The 746-nt window shown below is 66.2% G+C and carries 1 protein-coding gene; it reads left to right on the top strand.

The features are described 5' to 3' along the window. Positions 1 to 547 (top strand): alanine:cation symporter family protein (locus tag L286_RS31510; protein ID WP_021223257.1); only part of this gene is annotated, 547 nt, incomplete at its 5' end. Positions 548 to 746 lie beyond the last annotated feature (199 nt).

Raw genomic sequence — 746 nt, forward strand, 5'->3', positions numbered from 1 at the left:
GGGCATGCGCCGCGCCGTCTTCGCCAGCGAGGCGGGCGTGGGATCGGCGGTGATGGCGCACAGCCTGGCGCGGGTGCGGCATCCGGTGTCGGAGGGGTTGGTCGCCCTGCTGGAACCGCTGCTCGGCACGATGATCGTCTGCGCCCTGGGCGGGCTGGCGCTGGTCGTCGCCGGAACCTGGAAAAGCGGGCTGGAGGGCATCGCCATCACCTCCGCCGCCTTCGCGCAGGTTTCGCCCTCCTTCCCCTGGCTGCTGGCGGTGGTGGTGGTGCTGTTCGCCTATTCCACGCTGGTGGCATGGGGCTTCTACGGGCTTCAGGCCTGGGGCTATCTGTTCGGCAACGGGCCGAAGGCGCAGTGGAGCTACAAGATCCTCTACATCGTCGCCCTGCCCCCCGCCGCCGCCATCGATCTGGGCCGGGTGGTCGGCATCGTCGACAGCAGCTTCTTCCTGATGGCGATCCCGAATGTCATCGCGCTCTATCTCTGTGCTGGCGAACTGCGGCGCGACGTGCGGGACTATCTGGCAAAGCCGGAAGAGGATTAACGCCCTTTATTTCAGCAAGCCGTGCTCCTGGGAAGGCAGGAGCCCAGTTCCGCCCTTGGGCCAGGCAGCGTGGACAAAATTCAAGAGAGCCGCCGGATCGAGAGATTTGGGTGGAAAGCGGACCTATCCCATTCCTCCCCATCGAAGGATGGGGAGGGGGACCGCGCGAAGCGTGGTGGAGGGGAATGGGGCACGACCT

Origin of the sequence: Sphingobium sp. HDIP04 (assembly GCF_000445085.1) — a bacterium.
In the GTDB taxonomy this organism is placed as follows: Bacteria; Pseudomonadota; Alphaproteobacteria; order Sphingomonadales; family Sphingomonadaceae; genus Sphingobium; species Sphingobium indicum.